Origin of the sequence: Lysinibacillus sp. RC46 (assembly GCF_041262385.1) — a bacterium.
In the GTDB taxonomy this organism is placed as follows: domain Bacteria; phylum Bacillota; class Bacilli; order Bacillales_A; family Planococcaceae; genus Lysinibacillus.
The window spans coordinates 49,138-75,338 of record NZ_JBGCCF010000003.1 but is presented as its reverse complement, the minus strand read 5'-3'; the positions used below and the strand labels follow the sequence as shown (position 1 = coordinate 75,338).

The window sequence follows — 26,201 nt, the reverse complement described above, 5'->3', positions numbered from 1 at the left end:
CCAACACATTTGAAGGCAGTGAACAACAAGGAACCAGTAATCGCTTGGTCTCAAGTTCTACGTCAAGCATTTCAAGGTAGTCGCACTTCATAAAAAAGACATACTTCAATTGCCATTTAGGAAATTGAAGTATGTCTTTTTTTATGAACAAGGGAAAGGTTCCTGTTTTACCCTTGAGCCCCAAGACTCTAGATTATGAAGTCAGGCAGATTGTTCCCGTTTTAATACCAGTAGGACCGTTAAACCCTGGAATTGTATCGATTACTGTATTTGTTTCTATATCTATGACAGACACAGTATTGTCAAGTTGATTTGTGACATATGCAAGTGTTCCATCGGGCAAGATGGTTACTTGGTCAGGAGATAATCCTACAGGGATCGTAGCAATCACCAAATTGGTAAATGTATCTATTACAGATACGGTATTACTACCTTTATTTACAATGTAAACAAATATTCCATCAGGTGTAATTGCTGTACCAACTGGTCCTGTCCCAACAGGGATTGTAGTAAATACCGTATTTGTAGCTACTTCAATTACAGATACAGTATTACTACTTTCATTTGTAACATAAGCAAATTGTCCGCTCGGTGTGAAAACGATGGATCTTGGACGAAGTCCCACAGGAATATTAGCAACTACCATATTTGTAGCTGTATTTATAACTGATACTGAATTTGAGTTTTCGTTTGCAACGTAAGCAAATGCACTATCCGGAGTAAAAGCTATGCCCTGAGGTTGGAGCCCTACTGGAATAGTAGCGGTTACCGTATTTGTAGCTGTATTTATGACAGATACAGAGTTAGCTCCAAGTCCGTGATTTGATACATAAGCAAGTAATCCATTTGGTGAAATCGCTACACCAAGAGGCTGAAATCCTACCGGGATGGTAGCGACCACAGCATTTGTTGCCGTATTAAAAACCGTTACATTATCCGAGAAGAGAGCTGGAACATAACCAAATTCTCCATTTGGTGTAATCGCTACTTCTAGAGGAGCAGTTCCTACTGGAATGGTAGCGACTATAGTATTTGTTGCCGTATCAATTACTGATACCCTATTATCTGGAGTAGCCGCCTGACCAGCGTCTGTAACGTACACTAAAAAATGACAAGGTGGAGTTGGTGGTTCAGGTATAAATGGTGGTGTAAATGGTGGCTTACAAGGACAAGGACAACAAAAACCACAACAATTACAACGACAACTTGGATTTGATTTAAACTTGAACTTTATAAATTTATTTTCTTTTCCCACAATGCACACCCTTTCTATCATATATGGATACATTGATACTATATGCCAATGGAATTATGTTGCTTGTGCGTTTTACTCGAACCAAATAATTTTGAACAGTGTTGAATGGTTGTTTATATTAGTTTTCAGTCATTGTTTGATTCCCAAATTATAATGTCTGCTGGTGATTCTTCGAAGGGTTCTTTATTTAAAATGAATTTAATCTACATTGAATGTACTAGAATCATAAGAAAACCATCGATAAGAGCTTCTAAATAAAATTCTATCGGTGACATGCTTTTTGTTTTTACCTAAAGTTAGGTACGACATTTGATTAAAGCGTATGCAATATATAAATTGATTGGGGAGGAGGCTAGGCGACTCTGGCGGATGAGATTCTGGATCGTAAGCATAGGGCTCAATCGGAAGGGGAATTACCTCCGCATTATGGCTTGTTTAACGTATTTGTTTATGTGATTATATGGTAAAATCAAATGTGCATAAAGGAGGGATTTTATTGTTTAAAAATGTTTCAAAACTCCAATTAGTACTATCTTTTTTTATGGTTCTTATCGGTTTTTTACAAGCATATAACCATTGGGGAGAAAGAACTACTTTAGCATTATTCTTTTTAACCTCCAGTATTTTACTTTTACTTCTTTCAATTATTGGTCTGTTTGTTTATAGGAAAAGGCAAATATCTAATGCCTAAAGAGCTTTTAAGGGGCTCTTTACAACGCTCGCTGTATTTTTCTAGCCAAACCCCAATTTAAAGCCTCCTGCAATATTTCCTTAGTTGCCAGAATACCTTTTATTATGACATGGCTATTATTACTTTAAGAATTTCACTATTTAAAAACATATCATTCGAAAATTAAGAAAATGTGAAAGATTACGAAACCTTTTATAGGCTGCATCCGTATAGTAGGTAATACAATGAAAAGGGGTGAACAACTTGACGCTATTTGGCTATTCACTCGAGCAAATCTTTTTAGTGGGATTAATATTCGGGGGCCTTGCAACTCTTTTATTTACGTTTTTTAGTGATGCTGTCGAGGGCATTGGAGAGGGGCTACCGATTTTTAATCCAAGTGTCATTCTATCTTTCATTACGTTGATGTCAGCAACAGGATTTATTTTAGAAAAACTAGCCTTCTTCCCTAGCGTTTGGAATATTGTTGCTGCTTGTATTATCGGAGCTATTTTAAGTGCACTATTTTATTTATTTGTTCTTGTTCCGCTACGGTCGGCCGATGTTTCGTTAGCTTATACGGAAGAATCACTTGGTGGCCAGCTAGGAAAGGTTATTGTTCCAATCCCGACTGACGGTTTTGGAGAGGTAGTTATTGAAACGACTAGCGGTATGATATCGAAGCGAGCAACAGGTTATGACAATGAGGCTATCGATTACGATACGACAGTACTTGTTGTAGAAGTGAAGGAAGGAACACTGTTTGTGAGATCTTATGATAAAAAATTTTTATAAAGGAGTGATATTTATATGTCAACGGAAATTTTAATTGTTATAGGGATTGTAGCATTTGTTTTAATCGCATTAGTTGGACTTTATGTGACTAAGTATCGTACAGCGGGTCCTGATGAAGCACTGATTGTGACAGGTAGCTATCTTGGCTCAAAAAATGTACATAAAGATGAGTCAGGAAATCGTATAAAAATTATCCGTGGTGGCGGTACATTTGTATTCCCGATTTTCCAGCAGGCACATCCATTAAGCTTATTGTCAAGTAAGCTTGATGTGACAACACCTGAAGTGTATACAGAACAAGGTGTACCCGTTATGGCCGATGGAACAGCTATCATTAAAATTGGCGGTTCCATTTCAGAAATTGCAACGGCAGCGGAGCAATTTTTAGGAAAGCAAAAGGAAGAGCGTGAAAATGAGGCGCGTGAAGTATTAGAAGGTCATTTACGTTCAATCTTAGGTTCAATGACGGTAGAGGAAATTTATAAAAACCGTGATAAATTCTCTCAGGAAGTACAACGTGTTGCATCTCAGGACTTGGCGAAGATGGGTCTGACAATCGTATCCTTTACGATTAAAGATGTACGCGATAAAAATGGCTACTTAGAATCGCTTGGTAAGCCACGTATTGCACAGGTTAAACGTGATGCGGACATTGCTACTGCAGATGCTGATAAGGAAACACGTATTAAGCGTGCTGAAGCATCGAAAGAAGCTCAAAAGGCAGAACTTGAACGTGCGACAGAAATTGCAGAAGCCGAAAAAGAAAATCAATTAAAGGTAGCAGAATTCCGTCGAGAGCAAGATATTGCAAAAGCTCGTGCAGACCAAGCGTATGAGCTAGAAACGGCACGTGCAAAGCAGGAAGTAACTGAACAGGAAATGCAAATTCGCATTATTGAACGTCAAAAACAAATTGAATTAGAAGAAAAAGAGATTTTACGTCGTGAGAAGCAATACGATTCAGAAGTTAAGAAAAAGGCTGATGCTGATCGTTACGCTGTCGAGCAAAATGCAGCGGCAGACAAAATGCGTGAACTAGCGCAAGCAGATGCGGAGAAATACCGTATCGAATCATTAGCAAAAGCCGAAGCAGAGAAAATTCGTTTGGACGGTCTTGCGAAAGCGGATGCTGAGCGTGCAAAAGGGGAAACAGATGCGGATATCATTCGTCTTCGCGGTCTAGCAGAAGCCGAGGCAAAACGTAAAATTGCAGAAGCCTTCGAATACTACGGCCAGGCAGCTGTCCTTGATATGATTGTACGTATGATGCCAGAATATGCGAAAGAGCTTGCGAGTCCACTTGGCAATATTGATAAGATTACTGTTGTTGATACTGGTGGTGGGGAAGGCGGAGGCGGTGCCAATAAAGTAACTGCCTACGCAACGAATTTAATGTCAACATTACAGGAATCATTGAAGGAAACTTCAGGAATTGACATGAAGGAATTAATTGAAAGCTATGCAGGTAAGCATACATTGCGTCCTGAGCTAGAGCAAATAGCAGTAGGCTTAGGAAAGCAAGCACCAGCTACAGCTAATGAAACACAAGACGAAATAAAAGAAACAGTTGAACAATAACAGAAATAGCCGCCTGATATGATATCAGGTGGCTATTTTTGCCTCTATTTTTCCTTCCACTCACTAGCGAGTATGCCATAAGCAACGTGGTCAACATAATGATCATAAAGCCATTCTGCTGCACGAATCGTTCCTTCTTTTGTAAAGCCTAGTCGCTCAGGGATGGCACGGCTTTTTTCGTTGCCCGTAGCAGCACGAATTTCGACCTTATTGAGCTGTAAATCCTTAAAAGCATATTGTAATAATGCCTGTACAGTCTTTGTCATAATACCATGCCCTTGAGCCCCTTCGCTGAGCCAATAGCCAATAGCAGCGATTTTATTGCTATGATTGATCGTATTAAAGCCAGCAATACCAACGATTTCATTTCGAAAAATGATAACAAGAGAGAGGCTGCTTTTAGCTTCGTGTCCTTTTATACAGCCTTCTATATATGCCGTTGTATCGGCTACTTCTTTTGTAAAATCCAGCCACGGCAACCATTCACGTAAATATGCACGTGATGCATCTGTTAAGGCAAAAACAGCATTTGCATCTTCTAATTCGACAGTACGTAAAGATAAATCCGGGTTAATTGTAATTTGCAATATTCTTCACCTCTTTATTATTTTAAGGCGTTATGCATAAAGCCCTTCATTTCGTGACTAAGAACTGTTAACTCCTCGATAATTTCACTGAAATCTTGAACAAGCTGAGCCTGTTCGTTCGTTGCGTCATTGATTTGCCCCATATTCTGCTTAAGGTTTTCAAGGTTCCTATTTATATTTCGTAAGGAGGCTTCAATGTTTTCCGTGGCGCTTGATGTTTCGAAAGAGAGCTTTCTAACTTCCTGCGCTACGATATTAAAGCCAGCACCATGCTGACCTGCACGAGCCGCCTCAATAGATGCATTTAAGCCGAGTAAATTTGTTTGGCGAGAAATGCTTTTTATTAAATCTGTTACTTCATTTGTTTTCTCTGAATCTTCAAGGGCGTGCTGTGCTTGTTTGTTAATTTCCTCACTTGTTGCTGCTAATTCCTCTGAATGTGAGGCAATTGTATGTACTTTGTCCTGTAAGCTGTTTACAATGCTATCCATTGTCCCCATATAATCCTCGAGTTTAAGCTCATTGTCGATTGGAAGTCCAAATGCTAGAGCACCTACGACTTTACCATTTTCACGGATTGGAAATGAAAAAGCATTGATGGCCACTCCGTATACATCTTTTGGTATAACGACATCAGCGTTTTTTCCATTAAAGGCAATGAAAACATTTTGGTCATTAGCATTTACCTTTTGTCCATCTTGATAGCCTGAATCTACACGTTTGCCAGCTAAATATTTTACAACTATTTCACTTTCCTTCTCGACGACAGCCACAATTGCCTCTTCCTTTAATGCAAGGTGGATATAAGGTACTGAAAGGGCTAAAGCTTCAATAATGTTCATGAAAATTCCTCCAAGTCTGTGCAACGAAAATAGTTTAGTCATCGGAGCTTTTTGCCAATGATTGCTAGATGATTACTTTTACTGTAACACAATATTTGCCAACTCAAAATAGATAAAAACTACATTTATATGAAGAAAATGTGATTTTAGTCACGGTAATATTGTCAAATGAAATAATGCACTCAACACTAAAAATAGTGGGCTCATCATCAAATGTTGTGGATGACATTTGTTAAAACGTATGCCAAATAGATAGGTTGATTGGAGTGAAGACTGGGCGACTCCTTGGGGATTAGCAATAGAGGAACGAAGGCTAAAACCATCACGTCCTGTGATAACGCCTTCGTGACCAACCTCGTGTTGGCCCGAGACCCTGGAGCGCAAGCGAAGCGGCTCATCGGACGCCCCCAGGAAGCTCTGCTCTGCGCGAAAGCGAAGCGGCAGCAACAATTGGTTTCTGTAGCGAAAGCAAAGCGGCAGCTACAAAGCGCCCAGTCGGAACGGAAATCAACAACACGTTATGGCAATGATTCAAATGGTGGAAAATTTGTCTATTTTTTGACAAGTTATCGTGTGTTTTGAAGATCATTGTATTAGAATAATAGTAGAATTGGAAGAACGTAAGGAGAGAGAGAAATGGGTTACATTCAAAAGGGGACAAAGGCGTTTCATAAAGCAAACTGGGCTTTATTTTTAGCAGGCTTTATCACCTTCGCCAATTTATATGTATCACAGCCATTATTACCAACGTTTGCGAAGGAGTTTCATGTATCACCAGCTGTTGCGAGTTTAACGCTTTCTGTGACAACCTTTGCATTATCCATAAGTATGATTATTGTTGGCTCCTTATCAGAGGCATGGGGCAGGAAATCTTTGATGACGATTTCTATTTTGGGGGCATCAATTATTACACTTGCACTAGCCTTTTCCCCTAATTTTGAAACGATACTAGTGTTACGTGTAATACAGGGAGTTGTTTTTGCAGGATTGCCGGCAATTGCGATGGCTTATTTAGGGGAGGAAATGGATCCTTCTAGTTTAGGGATTGCGATGGGTTTATACATAAGTGGTAATTCGGTAGGTGGGCTTAGTGGACGAGTGATTATTGGTACAATAACGGATCTTTATAATTGGCAGGTAGGGATGATTGTACTGGGTATCATTAGTCTTATGATTAGCGTGTTATTTATCTGGATGCTACCAAACTCCAAGCATTTTTCAGCACGTCCATTACAGATAAAATCATTGGTGACATCTCTTTTACAACATTTAAAGGACCCATCTATGCTTTGCCTTTTTGGTATTAGCTTTGTATTAATGGGAAGCTTTGTGACTCTTTATAACTACATTGGCTTTAAATTGATGGCGCCGCCTTATAATTTAAGTGCCACGATTGTTGGTTGGATTTTTGTGATTTACTTAGTAGGTACATTTAGCTCTGCTTGGTTCGGTAGTCTAGCCGATCAATATGGCCGTCAAAAGATGCTGTTATTGTCCATTACAATCATGTTTATAGGAGCGATTTTAACATTAAATGGGCTACTTAGTTTGAAAATTATAGGGATTACAATCTTTACATTTGGCTTTTTTGCAGCACACTCGATTGCCAGTGGCTGGGTAAGTAAACGGGCCACTCATGATAAAGCACAAGCCTCTTCTCTCTATTTATTTTTCTATTATTTTGGTTCAAGTGTTGGAGGAACAGTAGGAGGGGTATTCTGGATGCATTACGGCTGGGGAGGCGTTATTGTTATGATTGCTGTATTTTTGGTCGTTGCATGCTTATTATCCTTTTTGTTAAAGGGGATTATTGCTAAACACCAACGCATTGCAGCAAGGCACTAGAAATAGTATTTTTTTGCTTAGCTTATTTTCTTTCTCGTCCACATCCATAAATATAGCCTTCTTCATTAATTATTATAAAAATGATTTGTCGTAAACTATCTGATAGTATAATGAGTAGACTGGTGATCAAGAGGAGTTGAAAGAATATGTTCGCGCGTTTTAAAGGATTTTCTATCGTCTTAGCTTTTCTGGCGGTAGCATTTGTTTTGACGGGTTGTGGAGCTGCTAAAGAAAGTGGGCAATTGGAAGGAAATGCGGATTATTCATCAAAAGTGAAGGAAAATCCAATTGTGACGATTACGATGAACAATGATGAAAAAATCGTCATCGAATTAGAACCTTCTACCGCGCCGAATACGGTAGCTAATTTTATTTCCTTAGTTAAAAAAGGTTTTTATGATGGTCTTATTTTCCATCGAGTTGTCCCTGATTTTATGATTCAAGGTGGAGACCCTTCAGGTAATGGTACGGGTGGGCCAGACTATTCGATAGAAGGTGAGTTTTCATTAAATGGTTTTAAAAATGATTTAAAGCATGAACGCGGTGTCATTTCAATGGCTCGTTCGCAGGATCTGAATTCTGCGGGATCTCAATTTTTCATTATGGTAAATGAAGCATCACATCTTGATGGCGAATATGCTGCCTTTGGAAAAGTAATTGAGGGGATGGAAACAGTAGATGCTATAGCTACTTCTGAACGTGAGGGTGAAAAACCTTTAAAAGATCAGCAGATGAAAAAGGTAGAAGTAGATACAAAGGGCTTTGATTATCCAGCCCCAAAGGTACTAAAATAATAGTTGTGAAATTCTGAAGTACAATACGAAACAAAGAAGCATGAGAGATCGATTTTTGATCTCCCATGCTTCTTTGTGTTTAACCCATAATATTGTAGCCAGCGTCGATGTAAATCGTTTCGCCTGTCACACCGCGTGATAAGTGAGAAAGCATCACGATTGTCATATCTGCCACTTCGTCTTGTTGAACATTACGTTTTAATGGGGCTGTTTCTTCGATTTTGTGTAAAATTGTATTGAATGAAGGAACGCCTTTTGCAGCAAGTGTGCGAATCGCGCCAGCAGAAATCGCATTAACGCGAATATTATCTTTACCTACATCTGCAGCAAGGTAGCGCATAGATGCCTCTAATGCCGCTTTCGCTACACCCATGACATTGTAGCCATCAAGGACGCGCTCTGCTCCTAAGTAACTCATTGTTACGATAGAGCCACCCTCAGTCATATAAGGATGTGCGGCTTTTGCTGCTGAAATAAGGGAATAGGCGCTAGTATCTTGTGCAAATGCATAACCATCACGAGTTGTATCTAAGAAGCGATTGTGTAAATCTTCTGCATTGGCAAAGGCTACTGAATGCACGATGCCATGGATAACGCCTACTTTTGTACCGATTTCATCGAAAGCTGCTTTTGTGCTCTCGTCGCTGTTGACATCACATTGTACGATCAGTGAGTCAGATTGTTCGATTTTCTCTAATTGCATTTGTAATTTTTTTAATGAACGTTCTTGGCGATATGTGAAAATAACATTTGCACCTACGTCAAATAAACGTTTTGCGATACCCCAAGCAATACTTCGATCGTTTGCCACACCCATAACTACAATATTTTTATCTTTTAATTGTAATAAATTATCCATCATCTATAAGAACCCCTTTACGAAATAATATCTGTTATTAGTACCAACTACTAAAATCTTATCATACATAAAAAATGGTTGCAATAACAAGATGAAAAGACTGATAAACTTTACATTAGAAAATAAAAAAATTCATCTCTGCTATGTTAGAGACGAATCTAGTAGTTGTTATTTTTGCTACAAGATTTTTAAATTAATAAAAATGGTATAAGAATCTGTTATTAAGTTATTCGTATGAGAAAATTGGCTCATCACCAAAGTTGTGAATGACATTTGTTAAAACATATGCCAAGTATTAGTTGATTGGAGTGGAGACTAGGCGACTCCTTGGGGATTAGCGATAGAGGAACGAAGGCTAAAACCATCACGTCCTGTGATAACGCCTTCGTGACCAACCTCGGTGCCGCTGCCGCTTCGCTTTCGCGCAAAAAACATCTGTTGGCCCGAGACCCTGCAGCGTAGCGGATGTTTTCTGTGCGAAAGCGAAGCGACAGCAACAAAAGCGGCTCATCGGACGCCCCCAGGAAGCTCTGCTCTGCGCGAAAGCGAAGCGTCAGCGGCAAATGTTTTATCTGTGCGAAAGCGAAGCGACAGCAACAATTGGTTTCTGTAGCGAAAGCAAAGCGGCAGCTACAAAGCGCCCAGTCGGAATGGAAATCAACCACACGTTATAGTGATGAGCCAAAGAATTAACATGTAATTTAATTTTGGTGTTTGTAACGTGAGGAGATAAAAATAAAGGCACCCAGTTAAGGATGCCTTTAAAGATACGTATGAAGGACTATTCGAATTTTAATGAGTCGCCATCAAAAGTTTCATCTGCTACTTTGATTGAGTCAGTTGGGCATCCTTCGAAAGCATCTTGCATGTCTTCTAGTAGATCTTCTGGAACTTCAGCAGTTCCCATGTTATCATCTAAAATAACGAAGGCAATCCCTTCATCATCATAATCATAAATATCTGGTGCTGCGGCTCCGCAAGCGCCACAAGCGATGCATGTATCTTTATCAACAATTGTGAATTTAGCCATTTTTTTTTCTCTCCTTTTACATGTTCCTACAAAGCTTCATACTCATTTTAAAGATGTTTATCTTACATTTCAACATAAATACTATTAAATTGGAGGAATTTGCGTCTATGTTTCATCAAATTTTATTGCAAATCTTTCAAAAACTAAATAACGAACGAACAATTTCTGCTGCTTATCATGTATTAAGAGGAAAGCGCTCAGGTCAGACTATTCAAGACATTGGCCTATTTCAGTTACATAATTATTTTGGGCTATTACCTAAGTTACCTAGGAAGACATTTGATGAAGCCGTAAATTCGTTTTTACAGTATAGTTGGTTAACTATGCAAGAATCTGGTCACTATTCCATGAAAAAGCTAGGTTTACAGCGAGCAGAGCAGACATCTGATTATTTATTTGACGGGTGGCACTATAGGGGAAATGAGCATATATTTTTTGCGAGGTTCTCGTTAATTGTACAAAGTTTATCCTATCAAAGCGCTGGAGTTCGTTCTTTTTCTCCCATAAGTAGGGATACGAATATTCAGTCTTGGGTTCGTACATTTTTAGTCGAGTCTAACTTTCAAGATGGGCATTTACAGCAGCAATTATTGGAGGAATGTGAACGCGCGCTTTCCGTGTTACCCTTATCAGATGCCAACAAACAGCTTGTCCTCTATCGGTTGAGTGGTCATAGTTTACCAGGATGGACGTGGCAGCAGATTGCGAGTGAACGTCAGGAAACAGTTTTAGATTGTCAGTTAGCGTTTATAGAATTGCTACATACATTATTAAATGAAGTTCATCAGACAAATGATTATCCGTTACTTGGTAAAGTGGCAGAAGGATTAAGAGTCAAAGCATTACTAACCGATTCAGCGCAGCAAACAGCACATTTTTATGAGCAGGGCTATTCAATTGAACAGATTGTGCAAATAAGGAAACTAAAACAAAGTACAATCGAGGATCATTTGGTGGAACTAGCCATGAACGAACCGAACTTTTCGATTGGTCCATTCGTCTCATATGAAGAAGCGGAAAAAGTTTGGCTGGCATCGAAACACTATCAAACAAAAAAATTGAAAACATTGCATGAAGTAGTTGAAGGTATGAGTTATTTCCAGTTAAGGCTTGTCCTCGCGAAAGGAGAAGTATAGATGGAGCTTGAACAAACATTGACAAAGTATTTTGGCTATACAGCATTTCGTCCAGGCCAGAAAGAGGTCATTGAAGCCATTTTAGAAGAAAAAGATGTTATCGCTTTATTACCAACTGGAATGGGAAAGTCACTTTGTTACCAACTATCAGGATATATCCTGCAGAAGCCAGTATTAATTGTTTCTCCTTTGCTTTCTCTAATGCAGGATCAGGTAGAGGAGCTAAAACGCTTTGGTGAAAAGAGGGTAGTTGCCTTAAATTCATTTTTAACCGTAAGTGAAAAACGGTATGTATTACATTTTTTAGAGCAGTATCGTTTTATCTTTACGTCACCAGAGATGCTTTTACAGCAGCAAGTTCAAGACAAGCTTTCACAAATGCAGTTAGGTCTTATCGTCGTGGACGAGGCACATTGTATTTCTCAGTGGGGCTTTGATTTTCGGCCAGATTATTTACGAATTGGACAATGGTTTTCACAAGTAAATCGTCCACCGATTTTAGCATTATCGGCGACTGCGACGAATAAAGTAGTCAATGACATACGAGATACATTGTCGCTGGATACACCATTTGAGTTTTTGTACAATGTGGATCGGCCAAATATTCATCTTGGGCGTGTCGTATTTGAGGATAGGGCAGATAAAACACACTGGATTATGCAACATGTTAAAGAAACGGCAGGACCGGGTATATTATATATGTCCTCGCGGAAGCGTGCTGAACAATATAGCGAAGCGCTTATACAGGCTGGTATACGAGCGGCAGCTTATCATGCAGGCTATGGTGCTGATGACCGTCAGTTTATTCAGCAACAGTTTATTGACGGGGAACTCGACTGGATTGTGGCTACGAATGCTTTTGGAATGGGTATTAATAAGTCAAATATTCGTCAGGTTATCCATGAAACGCTGCCTGCTAATGTAGAAAATTACATGCAGGAGATTGGTCGTGGAGGTCGTGATGGTCAACCAGCGCTCGCAATTTTACTTTATAGTGAGGGTGATGAGGAACTTGCGAAATTTGTTGTAACAGGCGATTTGCCAACAGCTGGTCATGTTGATCGTTATCAGGAACTATTAAATCAACAAGTACAGCCTTCACAAATGTTGAAAAATGGAGAGCTGAGTGAGACCGCTTTTCGAGTGCTTGATTACTGGCTACAACAAGAAACGATGGAACAAGTTAAAGTGCGTTTAAATCATTTAGCACTGGAAAAGTATCGTGCTGTCGATAAAATGCATAAAATGACTCAGACAAAAGACTGTATTCGCACACAGCTAGTCGGGTATTTTGGGCAAAAATTGCTGAAAAAACCAGAAAACTGTTGTGAAAATTGTGGAATCCATTATGATGAAATCAATAAGGTACGCTTAAAAGAAGAGAAGAAAATAGAAATGATTCCATGGGAAAGTCGGCTAAAGCAACTCTTAATGGGTTGTTAAAGGTTCATCACCAAAAGTTGTGGATGACATTTGTTAAAACGTATGCCATATAATAAGTTGATTTCCGTACCGACTGGACGCCACCAGGAAAGTGCCCGGTCGGAACGGAAATCAACCCCACGTTATGGTGATATGTCCTTTTTAGACTATAACTGACGGTCATTTACTTTTTTCGCAATATTCGTCATAATAGAATGATAGAAAGCGTAGTAAGGTTGGAGGAACGGCGAATGAGTAAAGAAGATTATCGCGATAAAATCGAAGAACATCGTCAATCTTTTGAAGAAGAACAAAAAGAACAGCAAGCTTTATCTAGGGTTTCAAGAATGAAGAAAAATGGAAATGACAATAAAAAGCCAAGTAATACAAAACGAAAACCGCCATTAATGACGATTCTTTTTGTAATTTTTATCTTAATTCCATTATCGATATTAGTCTATTTTTTAAAATTCTATGAACCTGGAACAACAATTGAAGAGGCTGAAAAAAAATCTTCGGATGAAGTTGTAGAATTTGACGATTCAGGGGATGAAGGTAAGTTAGCTGTGTCAACTGACAAAAACAAAGCAAAAGAAGACGATAAAGCAAACAAAGATAAAACAGACAAAGATAAAACAGACAAAGCAAAAGAGCCTTCTAAGAAAGACGCTGAGAAATTAGCAGCTGAGCAGAAGGCAGCTGAGGAAGCGAAAAAGGCCGAAGCAGCCAAGAAGGCAGAAGAAGCTAGAAAAGCCGAGGAAGCTAAAAAAGCTGAGCAAGCTAGAATAGCACAAGCAGAAGAGGCTAGAAAAGCGGAACAAGCACGAAAGGCCGAGGAAGCGCGTAAAGCTGAGGCAGCACGCAAAGCAGAAGAAGCAAAACAAGCCGCAAGTGCAAGTACTCATACAGTAAAAGCAAATGAAAATCTATATCGTATTGCATTGAATCACTACGGTGATGGCAGTGAAGCAACACTAGCGAAAATTCGTGCAGCAAACGGTATGTCTTCAAATAATGTAATGATCGGGCAAGTGATTAAGCTACCATAAGAAAAGCGGGTGTCATTCTTTGGCAATGATGTTTTTCTAGTATAAAATAATGGACAAACGTTAACACCAAATATGGTTGAGGCGTACGTCTGATTTAGTGAAAAGGCGATTCTTCATTATAACGAATCGTCTTTTTGCTTTCGTAAGGAGATGTGAAGGAATGATTTATTTTGGACTATTTGTTTTAGTAGTCATCGCGTTCCTGCTTTATATGTTGAAGGTGGCACATGAAAATAATGTTTTACATCATCAATTGTTATTAAAGGGTGAACAGGAAAAAATCCGACTATTTTTTATTTCGGATACACATTTACGCAAAATTAATCGCCAGATGATTGAACAGTTAGATGGTCAATTTGATGCTGTTATTATTGGTGGAGATTTTGCAGATGGACGCACACCTATTCAACGTATTCATGACAACCTAAAGTTATTAACTCCTTTAGGACCAACTTATTTTGTATGGGGGAATAATGACAGAGAAGTAGGTGAAGGACGATTACGAAGTATTTTGCAGGAACATGGTGTTCAGATCATCGCTAATGATGCTGTATTACTACCTAAAAAAAACCGCTTTTGGCTAAATGCAATTGAAGATACATCTACAATGAAATATAGCTTTGATGAAGCATTTGCAAAGGTAGGAGAGAAAGACTTAGTTGTTTTCATCTCACATAACCCTGGCGTTTTTGCAAGAGTCCGTGCAAAATTTAGAGCAGATTTAATGATTGGTGGGCATTTACATGGTGGTCAAATTAGAATTGGTCCATACGGTGTGCATCCTAATGGCTCTTATCGGGAGCGTGAGGGTGTGATGACGTTAGTAAGTAACGGCTATGGTACGACATTATTACCTTTTCGGCTTGGTGCGAGACCACAGTGTCATATTATTGACATTGAAATTTCGGGTAAATAAACAACCAAAACTCGATAGAAGGCGTATAATGGAAACGATAAGGATTAATTCGGTAAGCCCGATTAAGTAAAGTATTAGCAAATTGCTGATACAAAGTTGATAGGAGTGTCAAGAAATGCAGCAAGTAGATGCAATTATTGTTGGAGGAGGCCCATGTGGTTTAGCAGCAGCAATAGCCTTGCAAAATATTGGATTAAAGCCAATTGTCATTGAAAAAGGCAATATCGTAAATGCGGTATACAATTACCCTACGCATCAAACTTTTTTTAGTACGAGTGAACGACTAGCTATTGGTGATGTTCCCTTTATTATTGAAGGTCGTAAACCAAAGCGAAATCAAGCACTAGTTTATTATCGAGAAGTTGTACGTTTGAAAGCTATTCAAGTAAACCGCTTCGAGAAAGTAAATAGCGTTGTAAAAAATGGAGCGGTGTTTACAGTAACGACAGATAAAGAGGTCTATACAACACCTTATGTTGTGATCGCAACAGGCTACTATGACCATCCGAATTATTTAAACATCCCAGGTGAAAAAATGCCAAAAGTCTTCCATTACTTTAAAGAGGGACATGAATTTTTCGATACTGATGTTCTCGTAATAGGTGGGAAAAATTCGGCAATAGATGCAGCGCTTGAGTTGAATAAGGCAGGAGCTCGCGTCACTGTTGCCTATCGTGGTAGTGAGTATTCACCTAGCATCAAGCCATGGGTTTTACCAGAATTTGAAGGTGTAGTACGAAATGAAGAAGTCCAAATGCATTTCAATACAAATATACTGGAAATCCGAGAGCATGAGGTCGTAGTAGAAATTGATGGTAGCAAGAAAACTTTAAAAAATGATTTTGTTTTTGCTATGACAGGCTATCATCCAGATCATTCATTTATTCGAGCAATGGGTGTCTCTATTGATTATGAAACGGGTCGTCCTTTCTTTAATCCAGAAACTTTGGAAACAAATGTAGAAGGATTATTTATTGCGGGAGTTATTGCAGCTGGAAATAATGCTAATGAAATTTTTATTGAAAATGGCCGTTTCCATGGCGATTGTATTGCAAAGACAATTGACAAAAGAGCAAAATAGCAAGAGGAGCTGTATAAGCATGTAAGCTTATACAGCTTTTTTTAAAACGTCGGATAGAAGGGCAAGAGCGACGGAAAGAGATTGAAGCGACGGATAGAAGGGTCAGAGCGACGGATGAAAGAGCCGAAGCGACGGATAGAAGGGCAAGAGCGACGGAAAGAGATTGAGGCGACGGATAGAAGGGTCAGAGCGACGGATGAAAGAGCCGAAGCGACGGATAGAAGGGCAAGAGCGACGGAAAGAGAACGAAGCGACGGATAGAAGAGCCAGAGCGACGGATGAAAGAGCCGAAGCGACGGATAGAAGGGCAAGAGCGACGGAAAGAGAACGAAGCGACGGATAGAAGAGCCAGAGCGACGGATGAAAGAGCCGAAGCGACGGATAGAAGGGCCAAAACGACGGAAAGAGAACGAATCGGCGGATAGAAGGGCCAAAGCGACGGATGAAAGAGTCGAAGCGACGGATAGAAGGGCAAGAGCGACGGAAAGAGATTGAATCGACGGATAGAAGGGTCACAGCGACGGATAGAAGGGCCAGAGCGACGGAAAGAGAACGAATCGCTCATCGAATGCCTCCAGGAAAGCGCCCAGTCGTAAGGAAATCACCCCCGCGTTAAGGTGTTAATACATAATTTCTCTAATGGAAGTTGAGAAAAAAAGGTGTGAAAGAATGCTTGGATTATATTGGATTCTTAGTTATATTACAGGGAACTTTATGACGGCGTATGTCGTTGGAAAAGCATATGGTGTTAATTTACAGGAAGAAAGAAGTAGAAACTTAGGGGCTAGAAATGCTGGTAGTGTGATTGGGAAAGGTGCTTTTCTATGGACTTTTTTAGGGGACTCTTTAAAAGGTGCGCTCATTGTTGGTGTAGGGCGTTTATTGCATTTCGAAGAATGGGTAATTGTGTTAGGCGCTAGTTTGGGCATGCTTGGTCATATGTTTCCGTTTTGGCTTAAGTTTAATGGGGGAAAAGGAGTAGCAACTTTTATAGGTGTAGGTCTGACATTATCTCCGAGCTTATTTTTCATGATGGTTGTAGGGACAGCTATTACGCTTGGTGTAACTAGAAGTTTAACACTTAGTATGTTAGGTGGCTTTGTTTTATATGTTGGAGCGATTGTTTATACAGATAAATTACTGTTATACATACCGATACTAGTAGCAATAAGTTTTATGCTTATTAAACATATGACGAATATTAAAGAGTCTTTAGAGAGAAGGAAGTGATTATATGTATTGGTGTAAAATTGCGCATACAGAAGTGGAGTTTGAGGAAATTGCACGATTAAATTATGAAACCTTTGTCGAAGAAATTCCACAGCATAAACCAAACTCTGAAAGGAAAAAAGTTGACCGTTTTCATCATGAAAATACGTATATTGTTGTTTATAAAGGAATAGAACTTATAGGCATGCTTGCATTTAGAGATCAGAGGCCGTTCTCAATTGATGAAAAGATAGGAAAGGTTGAGCAGTATTTATCAAAAGAGATTAGTACTAAGCTATGTGAAATTAGATTGCTTGCCGTTAAGAAGGCTTACCGAACAGGAAGAGTACTGCTGAAATTGACGCAGGCATTGACTGCTTTTGCGTATGAAAAAGGTTATTCGGCAGCGGTTATCTCAGGTACTACTCGTGAAGAGAAGCTGTATAAGCAAATGGGCTTTACCCAATTTGCACCTGCTACAGGGACAGAGGGTGCTTTATTTTTACCAATGGTATTAACTAGACAGCAGTTTGAAAAATCTTTACAGCAAAGACTTGCGAAGGAGTGCCATACTTTTTATCCAGGTCCAGTGAAACAAAGAGAACCATTTATGTATTCAGAGCTTTCTCATCGTTCATTAGGCTTTCAATCATTATTTGAGCAAATGAGAAATAAGTTGCTTCAATTATCAGGAGCGGAGCATGTAGCTACAATTGTAGGGACTGGGACATTGGCAAATGAAGTTATGCTCGGGCAATTGAAGGCTCAACAATTAGGGCGTGGACTAATTTTAACAAATGGAGAGTTTGGAGAACGTCTTCGGAAGCAAGCAGAGAGATGGTCATTGGATTTTGATGTAATGGAGCAAGGTTGGGGAAGTTCCTTTGATACAAATATTTTGGACGCTTATTTGCAAAAAAGATCTTATCAATGGCTTCTTGCAGTGCATGGAGAAACGTCGACTGGTACTTGTAATGATATTAAGGAAATTTTACAGCTTACAAAGCGATATAATATTAAGCTTTGCATTGATAGCATTAGTTCTTTCGGAGCAATGCCATTTTCTTTAAAAGATTGTTATTTAGCGACTGCGGTGAGTGGAAAAGCAATTGGTGCGCTCAGTGGTTTGGCTTTTGTTTTTTCGCAAAACATTGTGAAATCTTCTTCAACATTACCTGCTTATCTCGATTTAGCTATTTACCAGCAAGGTGAGATTCCATTTACATTACCAGCAGTACTTGTTGCAAATGTTACTGCAGCATTACAAGCATATCCAGAAAGATATGGACAGTTACAGCAACGTTTTAAAACATTACTGCAACTACCATTTATGCACTACCAAGTTTCAACTAGACCGTATCCGATGTTGGTCACTTTACAACTTCCTAAGACTTTGGCAAATCTACAGAGTGATTTAAATTTAAATGGTTATTATGTTCATGCAGATAGTCAATACTTACGTCAAAGAGATTTCATACAGCTCTCTGTTATTCAACCGGACTTTGAGATAGCAATCCATCATTTACATAAAATCTTGAATTATTATAAGCAAATTGTAGAGGCATAAGCCTAATTGAATACAATAGTCTTACATGAAAAATTCCTTTAAATCAAGAGGAGTTTCTACTTTGTTGAGCCCAATTAATAATTTTAGTCGCGCCTTTTGACCATTGATACCAGTTGCAAATATAGCTCCTAAGTCTTCGAGCATTTTGCCACCGCCAACATAGCCATAAACTCCTTCTGCGATACCATTAAAACAACGGGATACGAGTATAACAGGAATACCGCGCTCTAAAAGACTTTCAATACCTTTAACAACTGTTGGAGGGACGTTGCCTTGTCCAAGGCCTTCTAACACAACGCCATCGTATTTACATGCGAGTACTACATTAAGTAAGTCATCCTCCATACCAGCATACACTTTCAGCATGGCTACTCGTTTTGATAATCCATCAATTTCTACATATTGACGGCGGAGAGGGGCATGATGAAATAATATTCTTGATTTTGTAATAAGTCCAATCGGGCCATATTGAGGTGACTGAAAGGTATTTACCGAACTAGTGCTTGTTTTTGTAGTGTTAACAGCAAGGTGGACCTCGTCATTCATGACAACAAGCACACCTTTCTCTCGAGCTTCTTCATCAACGGCCACACGAACGGCTTCTACTAAATTATAAATACCGTCTGCACCGAGTTCGTTTGAGGAGCGCATTGCACCTGTTAAGACAATAGGAATTGATAAATCAGTCGTTAACTCTAAAAAATAAGCTGTTTCTTCTAATGTATCAGTACCATGAGTGATAACAACGCCATCAATTTTCTCCTCTGCAACTTTTTTGATTATAAGATTACGTAATTTAAGCATTTCTTTTTGTGTAATATGTGGTGATGGGAGGTTAAAAGCCTCCATTTCAATAATTGTGGCAAGTGCATCAAGTTTACTGCTCTCCTTCATTAGAGGATTTTCCTTGTTTGGCATAACGGCACCTTCATCACTCATCGCCATAGAAATTGTTCCACCTGTATGAATTAATAAAATTGTTTTTTTCATAAAAAATATTTATCTCCTTTTAAAAAGTTTTATGTCATATCATGGTATAATAATAGCAGTTTATCTTCATGTAATAGATATTTATTGTCGAAAACGGAAGCTTAAGTCTAATAAGTTTTCCACCTGAGCTATACGGATATATTTTTTATGCAGGTGTCCAATATTCGGTAGATAAAGATAAACTTAGGATATGGAATTTTACATCCTTTGAAAACGCCAAAGTTAACCAACATTATGCGCTGTCGCTTCGCTTTTGCGCAGAAAATATTTGTTAATACTTTAGAAGGATGTCACGAATTTTAAAATCTTAACATAAATATGTCAAGGCGAAATTGATTTTTTGAAAGGAGCCGGCATCATGATCATTTTATTATCAGCTGCCATTGCTCCCGGTCTAGCGCTTTTTAGTTACTTTTATTTGCGCAATCAGATGGCAACGGAGCCAAGAAAAACCTTACTTCAAACGTTTTTGTATGGCGCATTTTTAACGTTCCCAATCTTGTTCTTACAATATGTACTAACAGAGGAAGGGGTCTTTCGTTATCTTTATCTACAAGATGTAGTTTTTTCTAGTGTAGTTGAAGAGTTTTTTAAATGGTTTGTTCTTTTGATTGCAATCTACAATCATGTAGAATTCGATGATCCTTATGATGGCATACTGTATGGTGCAAGTATATCTCTTGGTTTTGCTACGATAGAAAATGTGCTTTATTTATTTTCTTTCGGTTTGAATACTGCATTTATGCGTGCATTATTACCTGTATCGAGTCATGCTTTGTTCGGTGTTGTAATGGGCTATTATTATGGACGTGCCAAGTTTTCTAAGCTTGCAAAGACGAAAGAAATGATTGCTATGGCGCTATGTGCACCGGTAGTATTACACATTTTATATAATACAATTTTATCATTCAAAGGGTATTGGGTATATTTAATGATCCCTTTTATGCTATTTTTGTGGTGGTTTGGGCTACGGAAAGTCAAGCTCGCTCACTATCACCTAGTACAACATTTGCATATGCATAAAAAAATATAAAGCGTAGAAATCTAAAAAAGATTTCTGCGCTTTTCTATTTTTAACTTCTTTCAGCAAATGTTCCTTTGTACCGAAAGCGTAGCGACAGGTATAGGAATCTTCTTCCTCTATAGGTGGTGAGATGAATACGGATTTAAGTTATTTTTCAGCGGGTGTCCAAACACCTGTAGCTGACGCTTCGCTTTCGCTACAAAAAAATTGCTGAAATAAAGGAACTCAGTCTAAGAACGCCACGTCCTGTGGCAACGACTGAGTGACCAACTTCGTGTCGGCCTAAAGCCTCCGGCGGATGTCACGGAATCGGAAAGGAGTTCTTAGGGGATGTTAGCCTAAAACCATCGCATCCATGCGATAACGGCTAACTGACCTGCATCGGTGCCGCTGCCGCTTCGCTTTCGCGCAAAAAACATCTGCAGGCCTAAGCACAAAGCCGATTCCAGACGCAATTTTGCCGAGGCAAAATTGATATGTATAAAATGAGTCGTTTGTTTCAAGCTATGAAAAAAAGGAGTGATGATAATGCGTTTAGTAAGCATAGTTTTTGCTTTGATGTTGGGGATTAGTATATTTGCTATTCCGCAAAATGACGCCATTGCATTTACCGAGCAACAGATTTCTCGTGGTGCTTATGGAGATGATGTAATTGAGCTACAGGCAAGGCTACAATACTTAGGATTTTATAAAAGTAAAATTGATGGAAAATTTGGCTATAACACATATTGGGCTTTACGAATTTTCCAAGAGAAATATGGTTTACCAGTAGATGGAATAGCCGGTGCTAAAACTAAAAAAACTTTATCGGGTTATTCAGATTACGATGAAGGATGGGTAAAAGCGCAATTAAATGCAGGAAATCAATTTACTTATTATGGTGGAACGCCACTTGAACAGCAAGTGAAAACAAACACTGGTGGCGGTGGTGGAGGAGGTAAAAGTAGTGGCAGTACTAATAATAATGGGACTAAAACTCAAGTACCTCCAAAGTATACTGACAGAGATGTACAGTTAATAGCGAATGCGGTTTATGGTGAAGCTAGGGGAGAGCCTTATGAAGGTCAAGTGGCTGTAGCGGCTGTTATTTTAAATCGTTTGGAAAGTCCTGAATTCCCAAATACTATTTCAGGTATTATTTTCCAACCACTAGCATTTACTGCAGTGGCAGATGGGCAAATTTGGCTTGAACCAAATGAACGTGCAAAAGAAGCAGTTCTTGATGCTATGAATGGATGGGATCCTTCGGAAAATGCACTGTATTATTTTAATCCGAAAACAGCAACAAGTAAGTGGATTTGGTCACGACCTCAAATTAAACGAATTGGAGAACATATTTTCTGTTCATAAGAAAGGAGGAAAAAAATGAGAACTATGCTCGTTATACTCACTGCGGCAGTTATTGGATTAGGGGCATATAGCATTAATATGCACGGAAAAAATGCAAGTTTACAACGTACTGTGCTAGCTCAGTACACAGATAATTTAACGGATGCATCCGAGAAATTATCTCATCTACAACAAGCAGTTTCACAATCTCTATTGTTTCGGGATGACAATGCCATTCACAATGAGTTAGATTCCGTTTGGCGACTAAGCTCTGACGTTCGATCTTCCATGTCGAATATTCCTATCGGGCAGGAAATGTCGAACGACTGGCTAAGTTACTTAGGACGTCTAGGAGATGAGGCAAAGAAAACATCTAAAACTGGTGATTATAAAGCTTGGCGAGAAAAAATGCCACAAGTCTCAACGAATTTACAATCACTTTCAGATGAATGGTCAGCTGCAACAGTAGATTTTTATAAAAATAACGGTAAAATGGATGTTTGGTTAAGACAAGTAGATACGAAAAACCCAAATACGACTTTTGATAATGTACAAAAGACATTAAAGGGTTACAGTGAAAAAGACTTCCCGCTTACATTAAGCGAATCAGATTGGCAGAAAAAAATAGATCTTAAAGCATTACAAGATTCAGTCATTACTGAAAAAGAAGCATTGGAAAAAGTAAAACAATTATTCCCTATCATAAAAGATGCAACATTTACTGTGACGAAAAGTAGCGATACTGCACCATATCCGTTTTATCATATCCAATTCCACCAAGATATTCGTTTAGGATATGTCGATCTAACAGAAAAGGGTGGACATTTAATATCCTATTTAGTGGAACGTCCAGTAGATGAAGCAAGGCTATCACAAGATGAAATCATGAACAAAGCTGAAGAATATGTAAAACGACTTGGGATGAATGATGTTGCATTTGTGGAATCTCGTGAAAACCATCAAGCGTGGCATGTGACATTTGCACGTGTTCACCCTGGCGATAATGCATTGATTTATGCAGATGGGGTGCAATTGAAACTTGCTAAGGATACAGGCGAGTTACTTGGTGCAAATGCGATGGAATATATTCAGGCAGAGACGATTAAACCACAAACTCCAAAACCAATTGATTGGAGAACTTTCTTCGATGATGATGTGAAAGTACAAGAAGTGAAAAATATTTATACAGATAACGGCTCATTTGAACAACGTCTTTGTTATGAGGTAATTGCGGTCCGTGATAAAAACGCGCAAGAAACATTCCGAATTGTTATTGACGCTGAAAATCACAATGTTTTAAAAGTGGAATATTTAACTTAATATAAGAAAAAACTACCAGTCTATATAGCCAAATTGGGCATCTCGTGCGATAATAAATGTATATTTGTGTTCGAGGAGATGCTCATGGAAATAAAAATTGGTACACAATTAGAACTAGAACCAACTTATACAGAGAGTGTTGAAAAATTCCGCTGTAAAGTTGTAGAACAAAAAGAAAATATTGTTTATATCGATTATCCAATAAATGTTGCCACAAAGAAAACAGCTTTTTTAATAGATGGTTCTGAATTTAGAGCAACTTTTCGCACGGAGGATAAACAATCATTTGCTTTCAATACTGAAGTGATTGGACGTAAAGCTGGTAATATACCTATGATTATGTTGCATTGTCCACAGGCAGATGACTTTATCAAAATTCAACGTCGTGAATATGTACGTGTGGAAACGCCTGTGGATGTAGCGATAAAGTTTAAGGATTACAAATATCAGCTAGTAACATCGGACATTAGCGCAGGTGGTTTGGCAGTGATCTTGAAAGGGGCAATTGCTTTCCAAGATGGTGATGAGGTTCAGCTAACAATCGTTTTACCATATGCCAATGGGGATGTAAAATACGTGGTCACAGACGCGATGGTTGTTCGTATATACGAAAAAGATGATAAAAAAATTGCAACTATTCAACTAACAGATACCGATGATGTAGACCAACAGCATATTGTTCGTTTCTGTTTTGAACGTCAATTAGTGAATCGTCGTAAAGAAATAAATCCTTTTGATGCTTGATTTTTACAAAGCCGATTCTGGACGCAATTATGCCGTGGCATAATTGATTGGTCTTCCCAACCTCTATTGGTGAGTAGGAAATTCCATGAAATTTCTGTAGGGAGTTTACATTACCTTCAAATCAAGTAGTATTTTGATTTCAGAAAGCCCTCTGCTTAAAGAGGGCTTTTTTATGATACAATATGGTGTGTTAGAAAGTAGGGGAAAATATGAAGAAAAACATTCAAATTGCGATTGATGGACCGGCTGGTGCTGGGAAAAGCACAATCGCGAAAATTGTTGCAGAGGCACTTGGATTTACTTATATCGACACAGGTGCTATGTATCGTGCTGTGACGTATAAAGCAATGCAACAAAACATACATTTAGATGATGAAACAAAATTAGCAGAAATGCTAGCATCCAGCACAATTGAATTAAAGCCTTCTGCTGAAGGACAACTTGTCTTTTTAGACGGGAAGAACGTGTCGGCAGAAATTCGATCTAATGAGGTAACTTCATCTGTTTCACAAGTAGCGGCACATGCTAAAGTACGTGAACTATTAGTAGCACAGCAACAAAAGCTTGCGGCTAATGGTGGTGTTGTTATGGATGGGCGCGATATTGCTACGCATGTATTAAAGACTGCAGAACTAAAAATTTTTATGTCCGCAACTGTAGAAGAGAGAGCAAGACGTCGTTTTATGGACAATCAAAAACGAGGAATCGAATCTTCTATTGAAAAGCTTCAAGAAGAAATTGCCCTGCGCGATAAAATGGATAGCGAGCGTGAAGCATCGCCACTAATTCAAGCGGAAAATGCCGTATTTTTAGATACGACAGCATTGTCAATTGATGAAGCAGCACAGGCCATTTTAAAATTAGCGCAAGAAAAAAGGGTGTAAATCCTAAAATTTCAGACATTTTTTGAATTTAAAGGATTTATTTTTGTCTTTATCTTCAATTTCGAATAAAATAGTAAGGGAAGATGCGAAGGAGGGTTACATATGTCTGAAGAAATGAACTATGCAGAACAAACGTTTAACGAAGGTGATATCGTCAAAGGTATTGCAGAGCAAGTTGATGAAAAAGCGGTAACTGTTTCAATTCCAGGTGCACCATTTGACGGTATTGTACCAATAAGTGAATTATCAAGCTTACACATTGAAAAAGCGTCTGACGTAATTTCTGTTGGAGATGAGTTAGAGTTGATGATTACAAAAGTTGAAGAAGAAAACTATGTATTATCAAAACGCAAAGTAGATGCTGTAAAAGCATGGGATACACTTGAACAACAATTCAACGCTGAGGAAATTTTCGAAGCGGAAGTAAAAGATATTGTTAAAGGCGGTCTTGTCGTTGATTTAGGAGTACGTGGCTTCGTTCCAGCATCCCTAGTAGAAGACCACTTTGTTGATGATTTTGAAGACTATAAAGGTAAATCTCTTAGCTTTAAAATTGTTGAGCTAGATAAAGAAAAAAATCGCTTGATTTTATCACATCGTGCTGTAGTGGAAGCTGAAAAAGCTTCTCAAAAGAAAGATGTTATTAATCAAATTAAAACTGGCGATGTTTTAGATGGTAAAGTACAGCGTATCGCATCATTTGGTGCATTTATTGACCTTGGTGGTATTGATGGCCTTGTGCATATTTCACAAGTGTCTCATGAGCATGTGAGTGATGTGAGCGAGGTTTTATCGGAAGGACAAGAGGTGAAGGTAAAAGTTCTTTCTGTAGACCCAGAAAATGAGCGTATTTCGCTATCCATTAAAGAAACGATTCCTGGTCCTTGGTCGAACATCGAAGAGCGTGCAGCTAAAGGAACAGTGCTAGATGGAAAAGTAAAACGTCTTACTTCATTTGGAGCATTTGTTGAAGTTTTCCCAGGTGTAGAAGGTTTAGTGCATATTTCACAAATCGCGCATAAGCATATTAACACGCCACACGAAGCGCTAAAAGAGGGACAAGATGTACAAGTAAAAGTGCTTGACGTTAATGCTGAAGAAGGTCGCTTAGCATTAAGTATTAAGGATTTACTTGAAAACCCTGAGGCAGAGGAAGTAGTCGACTATGAATTACCAGAAGAAAACACAGGCTTCTCTTTCGGTGATGTCATTGGCGATAAACTGAAAAATTTTAAATAAACTAGACATGCGAGGATGCAGTTTGTGTCCTCGCTT

The 26,201-nt window shown here is 38.7% G+C and carries 24 protein-coding genes and 1 pseudogene; 18 read left to right on the top strand and 7 right to left on the bottom strand.

Features of this window, described 5'->3' with window-relative positions; all coding sequences use genetic code 11:
• Positions 1–193: 193 nt before the first annotated feature.
• Positions 194–1,171 (bottom strand): annotated as a pseudogene (locus ABH966_RS04030) (beta-propeller fold lactonase family protein); the annotation flags it as partial.
• A 580-nt stretch (positions 1,172–1,751) separates the two neighbouring features.
• On the opposite strand from ABH966_RS04030, the gene ABH966_RS04025 reads away from it, so the two are divergent.
• From ABH966_RS04025 to ABH966_RS04015, 3 genes are all read left to right on the top strand, one after another.
• Complete coding sequence (locus ABH966_RS04025; protein ID WP_370075970.1) at positions 1,752–1,946, top strand: hypothetical protein; 195 nt, start codon at positions 1,752–1,754, stop codon at positions 1,944–1,946.
• A gap of 243 nt (positions 1,947–2,189) precedes the next feature.
• Positions 2,190–2,720, top strand: coding sequence for an NfeD family membrane protein (locus tag ABH966_RS04020; protein WP_370075968.1), 531 nt, complete (start codon positions 2,190–2,192; stop codon positions 2,718–2,720).
• 15 nt (positions 2,721–2,735) lie between these two features.
• Positions 2,736–4,298, top strand: coding sequence for a flotillin lipid rafts scaffold protein FloT (locus tag ABH966_RS04015; RefSeq protein WP_370075966.1), 1,563 nt, complete (start codon positions 2,736–2,738; stop codon positions 4,296–4,298).
• Between the two features lie 44 nt (positions 4,299–4,342).
• Here the strand turns inward: ABH966_RS04015 and ABH966_RS04010 are convergent, their stop codons facing one another.
• Together ABH966_RS04010 and ABH966_RS04005 are read right to left on the bottom strand one after the other, a co-directional pair.
• A complete protein-coding gene (locus tag ABH966_RS04010) occupies positions 4,343–4,885 on the bottom strand; it encodes a GNAT family N-acetyltransferase (protein WP_370075964.1) in 543 nt (180 codons plus the stop codon).
• A gap of 17 nt (positions 4,886–4,902) precedes the next feature.
• A complete protein-coding gene (locus ABH966_RS04005; RefSeq protein WP_370075962.1) occupies positions 4,903–5,727 on the bottom strand; it encodes a methyl-accepting chemotaxis protein in 825 nt (274 codons plus the stop codon).
• 636 nt (positions 5,728–6,363) lie between these two features.
• On the opposite strand from ABH966_RS04005, the gene ABH966_RS04000 reads away from it, so the two are divergent.
• Together ABH966_RS04000 and ABH966_RS03995 are read left to right on the top strand one after the other, a co-directional pair.
• On the top strand, positions 6,364–7,572 hold the full coding sequence (locus tag ABH966_RS04000) for an MFS transporter (RefSeq protein WP_370075960.1): 1,209 nt from the start codon (positions 6,364–6,366) through the stop codon (positions 7,570–7,572).
• Positions 7,573–7,718: 146 nt separating this feature from the next.
• Positions 7,719–8,366 carry a peptidylprolyl isomerase gene (locus tag ABH966_RS03995; protein ID WP_370075958.1) on the top strand — a complete coding sequence of 216 codons (648 nt, stop codon included), beginning with the start codon at positions 7,719–7,721 and terminating at the stop codon, positions 8,364–8,366.
• A 79-nt stretch (positions 8,367–8,445) separates the two neighbouring features.
• Here the strand turns inward: ABH966_RS03995 and ABH966_RS03990 are convergent, their stop codons facing one another.
• Both ABH966_RS03990 and ABH966_RS03985 read right to left on the bottom strand, forming a co-directional pair.
• On the bottom strand, positions 8,446–9,228 hold the full coding sequence (locus tag ABH966_RS03990) for an enoyl-ACP reductase FabI (RefSeq protein ID WP_370075956.1): 783 nt from the start codon (positions 9,226–9,228) through the stop codon (positions 8,446–8,448).
• Between the two features lie 778 nt (positions 9,229–10,006).
• Positions 10,007–10,255, bottom strand: coding sequence for a ferredoxin (locus ABH966_RS03985; RefSeq protein ID WP_053482601.1), 249 nt, complete (start codon positions 10,253–10,255; stop codon positions 10,007–10,009).
• 107 nt (positions 10,256–10,362) lie between these two features.
• Between ABH966_RS03985 and ABH966_RS03980 the strand changes: the two genes are divergently transcribed.
• The 5 genes from ABH966_RS03980 to ABH966_RS03960 all read left to right on the top strand — a co-directional run bounded on the left by ABH966_RS03980 (position 10,363) and on the right by ABH966_RS03960 (position 15,859).
• Complete coding sequence (locus ABH966_RS03980; RefSeq protein WP_370075954.1) at positions 10,363–11,391, top strand: YpbB family protein; 1,029 nt, start codon at positions 10,363–10,365, stop codon at positions 11,389–11,391.
• Positions 11,392–12,834 (top strand): RecQ family ATP-dependent DNA helicase, encoded by a 1,443-nt coding sequence (locus ABH966_RS03975; RefSeq protein ID WP_370075952.1) that lies wholly within the window; start codon positions 11,392–11,394, stop codon positions 12,832–12,834.
• Between the two features lie 230 nt (positions 12,835–13,064).
• Positions 13,065–13,862 (top strand): LysM peptidoglycan-binding domain-containing protein, encoded by a 798-nt coding sequence (locus ABH966_RS03970; protein ID WP_370075950.1) that lies wholly within the window; start codon positions 13,065–13,067, stop codon positions 13,860–13,862.
• Between the two features lie 160 nt (positions 13,863–14,022).
• Entirely contained in the window at positions 14,023–14,778 is a 756-nt protein-coding gene (locus ABH966_RS03965) for a metallophosphoesterase (RefSeq protein ID WP_370075948.1), read from the top strand.
• 115 nt (positions 14,779–14,893) lie between these two features.
• Positions 14,894–15,859, top strand: a complete 966-nt coding sequence (locus tag ABH966_RS03960) for a YpdA family putative bacillithiol disulfide reductase (protein WP_370075946.1) — start codon at positions 14,894–14,896, stop codon at positions 15,857–15,859.
• Between the two features lie 41 nt (positions 15,860–15,900).
• Here ABH966_RS03960 and ABH966_RS03955 read toward each other — a convergent pair whose 3' ends face one another.
• A complete protein-coding gene (locus ABH966_RS03955; RefSeq protein WP_370075944.1) occupies positions 15,901–16,293 on the bottom strand; it encodes a hypothetical protein in 393 nt (130 codons plus the stop codon).
• A gap of 235 nt (positions 16,294–16,528) precedes the next feature.
• Here ABH966_RS03955 and ABH966_RS03950 point away from each other — a divergent pair, with 235 nt between their 5' ends.
• Both ABH966_RS03950 and ABH966_RS03945 read left to right on the top strand, forming a co-directional pair.
• Entirely contained in the window at positions 16,529–17,089 is a 561-nt protein-coding gene (locus ABH966_RS03950; protein ID WP_370075942.1) for a glycerol-3-phosphate acyltransferase, read from the top strand.
• A gap of 4 nt (positions 17,090–17,093) precedes the next feature.
• Positions 17,094–18,635, top strand: coding sequence for an aminotransferase class V-fold PLP-dependent enzyme (locus tag ABH966_RS03945; RefSeq protein WP_370075941.1), 1,542 nt, complete (start codon positions 17,094–17,096; stop codon positions 18,633–18,635).
• 21 nt (positions 18,636–18,656) lie between these two features.
• Here the strand turns inward: ABH966_RS03945 and ABH966_RS03940 are convergent, their stop codons facing one another.
• On the bottom strand, positions 18,657–19,625 hold the full coding sequence (locus ABH966_RS03940) for an asparaginase (protein ID WP_370075939.1): 969 nt from the start codon (positions 19,623–19,625) through the stop codon (positions 18,657–18,659).
• A gap of 358 nt (positions 19,626–19,983) precedes the next feature.
• On the opposite strand from ABH966_RS03940, the gene prsW reads away from it, so the two are divergent.
• From prsW to rpsA, 6 genes are all read left to right on the top strand, one after another.
• Positions 19,984–20,658 (top strand): glutamic-type intramembrane protease PrsW, encoded by a 675-nt coding sequence (prsW, locus tag ABH966_RS03935; RefSeq protein ID WP_370075937.1) that lies wholly within the window; start codon positions 19,984–19,986, stop codon positions 20,656–20,658.
• A gap of 519 nt (positions 20,659–21,177) precedes the next feature.
• Positions 21,178–21,999 carry a spore cortex-lytic enzyme gene (sleB, locus tag ABH966_RS03930; protein ID WP_370075935.1) on the top strand — a complete coding sequence of 274 codons (822 nt, stop codon included), beginning with the start codon at positions 21,178–21,180 and terminating at the stop codon, positions 21,997–21,999.
• Between the two features lie 15 nt (positions 22,000–22,014).
• Positions 22,015–23,298 carry a PepSY1/2 domain-containing protein gene (locus ABH966_RS03925; protein ID WP_370075933.1) on the top strand — a complete coding sequence of 428 codons (1,284 nt, stop codon included), beginning with the start codon at positions 22,015–22,017 and terminating at the stop codon, positions 23,296–23,298.
• Positions 23,299–23,382: 84 nt separating this feature from the next.
• Complete coding sequence (locus ABH966_RS03920; protein ID WP_370075931.1) at positions 23,383–24,042, top strand: flagellar brake protein; 660 nt, start codon at positions 23,383–23,385, stop codon at positions 24,040–24,042.
• Between the two features lie 209 nt (positions 24,043–24,251).
• Positions 24,252–24,926, top strand: a complete 675-nt coding sequence (gene cmk, locus ABH966_RS03915; RefSeq protein WP_370075929.1) for a (d)CMP kinase — start codon at positions 24,252–24,254, stop codon at positions 24,924–24,926.
• 102 nt (positions 24,927–25,028) lie between these two features.
• Complete coding sequence (rpsA, locus tag ABH966_RS03910; RefSeq protein ID WP_370075927.1) at positions 25,029–26,165, top strand: 30S ribosomal protein S1; 1,137 nt, start codon at positions 25,029–25,031, stop codon at positions 26,163–26,165.
• Positions 26,166–26,201 lie beyond the last annotated feature (36 nt).